Raw genomic sequence first — 6,054 nt, forward strand, 5'->3', positions numbered from 1 at the left:
CTCGATCCCCCACTTGCGGCAGACCCGGTCGAAGGCGCTCTGCAGCACCCGCTCGTAGGGGTAGTAGGCGTCGAGCACGGCGTCGTAGCGGTAGCCGCGGAACTCGGCGACGAACTGGTCCCACTGCTCCGCGGGGACCTGGTCGCCGACCAGCTCCTTGGTGATGGGCGTCATCGGCCAGCTGATCAGCGTGCCGTAGCAGTCGAACGACACGTACTTGGGGCGAAACTGGGGCTCGGTCATGGTGTCCATCGTTCCGTCGCTCGGGATTGTTGTCAACAACTTACAGTCAGCAATCTCTGCCTGAGACAGCGTTAGTATCCGCGTATGCAGCCAACTGTGCGGGTACCAGAGGCGATGCCACCCCCTGACCAGGTCGCCTTGGCCGTCGAGGTGTTCCGGATGCTCGCGGACGCCACTCGGGTGCGCCTGCTGTGGGCCCTGCTCTCAGGCGAACGCCCTGTCAACGAGCTGGCCACGATGGTCGGCAAGCCGCCCTCGGGCGTGTCCCAGCATCTGGCAAAACTCCGTATGGCGCGCCTGGTTCGGGCTCGCCGTCAGGCCAACCAGGTCTTCTATCGCATCGAGAACGAGCATGTGCACCAACTGGTCGCCGACGCCATCCGCCATGCCGAGCACACGAGCGGCGGGTTCCCGGAACACCACAGGGGCGACGTTGCGCCGGTCGGGCACGGCTCCTTGGGCGACACCGCCGGCTGACCGCGCCGGCCGGACGTCGGATGGAGCAGTTGATCCCGTCGGATCGGTGTCAGCCCACGGTCGTCATCTGGCTCTCAGGTCCTCAGCCACACCCTGGACCGGTAGCGCAGGTAGACCGTGATCTGTCGCGCCAGAAGCCAGGCCCCCAGGACCCACCACAGGGCCACGACTCCCCCCTTGGTGGCCATGACGACGCCAGCCAGCGGCAGGAACACCATGAGCGCGACAAGCATGCTCCATGCCAGGTAGCGGACGTCCCCGGCACCGATCAGCACACCATCCAACACATACAGCAACGAGCCGATCGGGTTGGTGATCGCGACAACGGCCGCCAGCGGCCAAACGAGGTCGCGCACCGCCGGATCCAGCGTGAAGATGGGGACGTACACCGGCCGAAACGCCAGCAGGAGCACCGACAACAGCAGGCCGCTGGCAAAGCCCCAGGCCGCAACTCGACGGGCCACCGCGGGTGCGCCGACGGTGTCGGAGGCACCCAGGGCGTGAGCGACCATCGCCTGCCCGGCGGTGGCGAAAGCCTCAGCCGGCATCGCCAGGAGGAACCAGAGCGTGAAGGCGATCTGGTGGCTGGCAAGAGCGGTGTCGCCCTGGGCGGCCGCGACGAACGTCATGCAGAGCACGACGACCCGCAGCAGGACGGTGCGCGTCAGCAGGGGGAGGCCGGCTGCCGCCGCGGCCAAGACCGCGGATCGGTCAGGCCGCAGCGGCGCCCTCTGGCCGATGGCGCGTCGAAGCACGACCGCACCGAGCCACAGTGCCGCGCCGGTTTGCGCGATCACCGTTCCAAGCGCCGAACCGGCCACGCCCAGGCCGGCGGGGTAGACGAGGACGAGGTTCAGGATGACGTTGACCGCTGCCGCCACGGTCAGGACCAGCATCGGGACCCGAGTGTTCTTGAGCCCGCGCATGACCCCCGTGGCCGCAAGGACGACAAGCATCGAAGGCAGACCGAGCAGGCTGATCCGCAGGTAGGTCTCCGCGTATGGTGTGACGCGACCCGAGGTGGCGAAGAGGTCCACCAAGACCGGCGTGAGCGGAACCCCGATGGCCGCCAGCACGACACCCACTGCGACAGCCAGCCAGATGCCGTCCATCCCCTGCCGCAGGGCGCCTGGCAGGTCCCCAGCGCCGGCGCGGCGGGCCACCACTGAGGTGGTCCCGTAGGTCAGGAAGACGCACAGCAAGACCGCGTTGAGCAGCACCGCAGACCCCACGCCCAGCCCTGCGAGCTGGGCGGTCCCGAGGCGCCCCACGATCGCGCTGTCCGCCAGCAGGAAGAGCGGTTCGACGACGAGCGCGCCCAACGCGGGCACGGCGAGCCGCAGGATCTCGCGATCGTGCTGACTTCTTGCGAGGAGCCGGGCTGCGAGGGCGGAGGCCAAGGAGGTCAGGCTGTCGCGCTGACTTCTTCGGCGATTGCCGCGTGGATGTGCAGCATTCGCGCGAGCAGTCCGTTGCCGCGGGTGAACTTCAGCGGCACTTCTCCGCCGTCCGTGCCGGCGTCCTTGGTGCCGGCGAAGAATGCGGTGCCTTGGTCCGGTGACGTGTCGCTCTTGTCGTCTGGGTACAGCGGGTTCACCGAGTCCTCGATCTTGGGCCACAGCGCCCGCGCGGCTTCGGTGGACTCGAACTCCATCTGCATCACCAAGGTGTCGGGCAAGAGTTCCCCGGCCACTTCCTGCAGCACGGCTCCGCCGAGGTATCCGGGGTGTCCGTCGAGGGACCGGAGCCAGTCCGCGAGGTAGTCCTTGGCTTCGTCTCCTGCGCCAGGCTTGGCCACGAAGATGAACGTGTCGCGTCGCTTCATGTGGTTCCTTTCGTGAGTTGCGGCCGGGGCCGCGCGATGGGTGTGTAGATCTGCCGGGCGACTGCGTTACGCATCGCCCGAGCCCGGTCTTCAGACTCCGAGCAGTGAGGCCAGGCCGCCGATGTCGGTGACCTCGTGGTAGCCGTAGTAGGGCGTACTGGGCTCGTAGCCGCGGTTGACGTAGACCTTGTTCGTGATCCGTAGGTCGTGGGCAGGGATCAGGTCGTACCGCAGGCTGGAGGAGACGTGCAGGATGTCCTGTGGTCCGCAGCCGAGCTGCTCGAGCATGTACTCGAAGGCCCGGAGGCGGGGTTTGTAGGCTTTGGCCTGCTCGGCGGTGTACACGGCTTGGAAGGGCGCGCCGAGCTGGTCCACGTTGTGCATGATCTGGTCGTCGGCGGCGTTGGAGAAGATCACCAGCGGGTAGCGCTTCGCCAGCGCGGCCAGTGGCTCAGGGACGTCGGAGTGGGGTCCCCAGGAAGGCACCGCCTCGTAGATGGCCTTGGCGTCGGTATCGCGGTAGTCGATGGTCCAGCGCTGGCAGGCTCGGCGCAGCGCGTTGGCGATGATCCCCTCATAGGGCTTCCAGTCGCCCATGACTTCGTCGATGCGGTAAGCCTCGAAGTCGTCGAGGAAGTCCTCCATCCGCTCCGCCTGGACCCGGTCGGCGACCAGTTCCCGGGCCAGCGCGGACATGCCGAATGCGGTGAGCGTGCCGTAGCAGTCGAAGGTGATGTACCTGGGCTCGAACTCGATCATCGGAAAACTGGCTCCTTCACTGGTTGGGGTCGGCCGTGGGCCTCTGTGGCGTGTCGTGGTCGTGAGGTGCAGAAGGGGTGTGGTTCGGTGCCGGCGGCTACTGGTGATGGGAGACCAGGTCGTGAGCAGCGGCGGAGTCGCTGGTGAGGGGCTCGGCGTGGATGGTGGCGGCGGTGAGCCGACGTATGCCGTGCACGAGGTCGTGTTCGACCTGGTGGCTCAGGTGGTGGGCATCGACCAGCGAGGTGTTGGAGTCCACGACGATGCGGGCCTCGGCGCGCAGGCTGTGGCCCAGCCAACGGAGCCGGATGTCGGTGACGTCGACCACGCCAGGGGTAGCCCGGATGACCTTTTCGGTCTGGTCGACCAGGTGCGGGTCGACCGCGTCCATGAGCCGCCGATACACCTCGCGCGCCGCGTCGCGGAGGACGAACAGGATGGCCACGGTGATGAGCAGCCCGATGATCGGGTCGGCGATCGGGTACCCGGCCCAGGCGCCCGCGGCGCCGAGCACCACGGCGAGGCTGGTGAACCCGTCGGTGCGGGCGTGCAGGCCGTCGGCGACCAGGGCCGCTGAGCCGATCCGGCGGCCGGTGCGGATCCGGTACTGCGCCACCACCTCGTTGCCGAGGAAACCGACGATCCCGGCGACGGCGAGCACCCCGAAGTGCCGCACCTCGGCCGGGTCCAGGAACCGCATGACCGCCTCGTAGCCCGCGAGGACCGAGGACGCTGCAATGAGCGCCACCACCACGATCCCCGCCAGGTCCTCGGCTCGCCCGAAGCCGTAGGTGTAGCTGCGGGTCGCCATCCGGCGACCGACGATGAAGGCGATCGCCAGGGGTACCGCGGTCAGGGCATCGGCGTAGTTGTGCAGCGTGTCACCCAGGAGGGCCACCGAGTTGGTGTAGAACACGACGACGGTCTGGATCAGGGCGGTCAGGATCAACCCGGCGAAGCTGACCTTCAGGCACCGCATGCCGTCCCGGCTCGCCTCCAGCGCCGAGTCGACCTTGTCCGCGCTGTCATGCGAATGCGGGACGAAGATCTCCTTGACCTTCCCCAGCAGCCCATCACGGTGCTCATGCCCATGGCCGTGACCGTGACCGTGACCGAGGTCCTCGTGGCCGTGCTGGGTGTCGTGGTCGTGGTCGTGGCCGTGCTCTGACCCGTGCTCCGCGCTCTCCGAGTGGGGATGTGGGTGCGGGTGCTGCTGACTGGTGTCCATGCTCATTCGTTCCCTGTGTTGGTTTGTTCCCGCGTTCCGCTGCGGTGGTGTGATTTCCGATGTTGCCTCAGTTCGCCATGGATCTGAATGGTCCCCACGGGCAGGCCACTGCTCGACCTCCGGTGGAGTCCACACTACTGCGAATCTGCGCGTATGCGTAGATACTAAGGCAACTGTCGACAATCGGCAAGCGATCCGCACCGGCGATGCTTGGATGCACAGCACTCTGGGTCCGCCCCGTCGCCCCGGTCGCCCCGGCGGACCGGTCCGATCCCCCTCTCTCGCCGAGAGGCGCGCCGGGATCAGTCTCGAGCACGGCCGCGTAGCTGGCTGTCGACGAGCTTCAGCCGGTCAGCGGCATTGAGCGCGACCGCACCGACGAGACGGCCTCGACGACGCATGGCCACCACGGCCTCGCCCGCCTCGACCGAGCCCCAGACGACCTCGCTGGACTCGCCCCTCGACGGGAAGCCGATCCCGCGGATGGCGGCGCGGTGGATGGTGGTTCCGAACACGGGAGGCTCGGTCTGGGCATGTCCCTTCGCGGGGCCCAGTAGCAGGTTGGTCGCCGCGACCGAGGCTTGGTGTCGCGCGCTGGCCCAGTGCTCCACTCGGACCGCTTCGCCGTCCAGAAGAGGTTGCGGGGCGCGGGCGACGTCACCCACGCCCACCACGACGTCGGAGCCAGCGGCGTGCAGTGTGGCTCGACAGAGCAGGCCGTCCGCGAGGTCCAGTCCGGTGCCTTGGAGCCACTCGGTGTTCGGTTGGGTGCCCGTCGCGAGAACCACCACGTCAGCAGCCAACCGACTCCCGGTGTCCAGGCGAACGCCGCACAGCATTCCCGCGCGCACGTCGAGGGCCGTGAGCCGGGAGTCCGTGAGCAGCGTGACGCCGTGCTCCAGGTGCAGCCTCCGAAGATGGGTCGCGACACGCGGACCGAGCGTCCGGGCAGTCGGCAGAGGCGAGCTGTCCACCAGGGTGGTGACGTGGCCGGTCGCTGCGGCGTGCGAGGCGACCTCGGCACCGATCAACCCTCCCCCTATGACCACCACCCGSCGYTGAGGCGCCGCGAGAGCCGCCCTGAGCGCCGCGCCGTCCTCGAGCGTSCGCAGCACGAAGACACCGTCAACGCCACGGTTCAGCATGGCCGGCATCCGCGGCCGGGAACCAGTCGCCACCACCAGGCCGTCGAACGGTACTCGCTGGCCACCGTCGACGGTGATGAACCGTGTCGCCAAATCCAGACCCGTGACCCACTGCCCCAGGCGCCAGTCGATGTCGAGCTGGCCGGGCTCGATCGCGAGGCCCCCTTCGTTGACGTCCCCGGAGAGGAACCCCTTCGACAGGGGGTAGCGGTCATAGGGTCGGTGGGTCTCGGCGCCGAACACGGTGAGCTCGCCGTCGTACCCGAGACCGCGCAACCGGGTGGCTATCTGGTGCCCGGCCAGCGAGGCCCCGACGATGATGATTCGTCTCATGTCACCGGGCATCGGCGGTGTCCTCACTGGCTCCGCCGCGCCCA

At 68.2% G+C, this 6,054-nt stretch carries 7 protein-coding genes and 1 pseudogene; 2 read left to right on the forward strand and 6 right to left on the reverse strand.

The features are described from left to right. A pseudogene (locus AC1DWP_RS19330) lies at window positions 1–243 on the reverse strand (haloacid dehalogenase type II); the annotation flags it as partial. Between the two features lie 114 nt (window positions 244–357). Between AC1DWP_RS19330 and AC1DWP_RS19335 the strand changes: the two are divergent. Further along, entirely contained in the window at window positions 358–720 is a 363-nt protein-coding gene (locus AC1DWP_RS19335; RefSeq protein ID WP_477616123.1) for an ArsR/SmtB family transcription factor, read from the forward strand. A gap of 74 nt (window positions 721–794) precedes the next feature. On the opposite strand, the gene AC1DWP_RS19340 is transcribed toward AC1DWP_RS19335, so the two are convergent. From AC1DWP_RS19340 to AC1DWP_RS19355, 4 genes are all read right to left on the reverse strand, one after another. Next, on the reverse strand, window positions 795–2,120 hold the full coding sequence (locus AC1DWP_RS19340) for an MATE family efflux transporter (protein ID WP_477616117.1): 1,326 nt from the start codon (window positions 2,118–2,120) through the stop codon (window positions 795–797). A gap of 5 nt (window positions 2,121–2,125) precedes the next feature. Next, complete coding sequence (locus AC1DWP_RS19345) at window positions 2,126–2,545, reverse strand: hypothetical protein (RefSeq protein WP_477616118.1); 420 nt, start codon at window positions 2,543–2,545, stop codon at window positions 2,126–2,128. Window positions 2,546–2,635: 90 nt separating this feature from the next. After that, entirely contained in the window at window positions 2,636–3,304 is a 669-nt protein-coding gene (locus tag AC1DWP_RS19350) for a haloacid dehalogenase type II (protein WP_477616119.1), read from the reverse strand. Window positions 3,305–3,401: 97 nt separating this feature from the next. Beyond that, window positions 3,402–4,283, reverse strand: coding sequence for a cation diffusion facilitator family transporter (locus AC1DWP_RS19355; RefSeq protein WP_477616120.1), 882 nt, complete (start codon window positions 4,281–4,283; stop codon window positions 3,402–3,404). A gap of 54 nt (window positions 4,284–4,337) precedes the next feature. On the opposite strand from AC1DWP_RS19355, the gene AC1DWP_RS19360 reads away from it, so the two are divergent. Continuing rightward, a complete protein-coding gene (locus AC1DWP_RS19360) occupies window positions 4,338–4,472 on the forward strand; it encodes a hypothetical protein (RefSeq protein WP_477616121.1) in 135 nt (44 codons plus the stop codon). Window positions 4,473–4,834: 362 nt separating this feature from the next. On the opposite strand, the gene AC1DWP_RS19365 is transcribed toward AC1DWP_RS19360, so the two are convergent. Beyond that, window positions 4,835–6,054, reverse strand: a 1,220-nt coding sequence (locus AC1DWP_RS19365) for an NAD(P)/FAD-dependent oxidoreductase (RefSeq protein ID WP_477616122.1), incomplete at its 5' end; no start/stop codon positions are given.

Source organism: Pedococcus sp. P2_F6 (assembly GCF_056403675.1).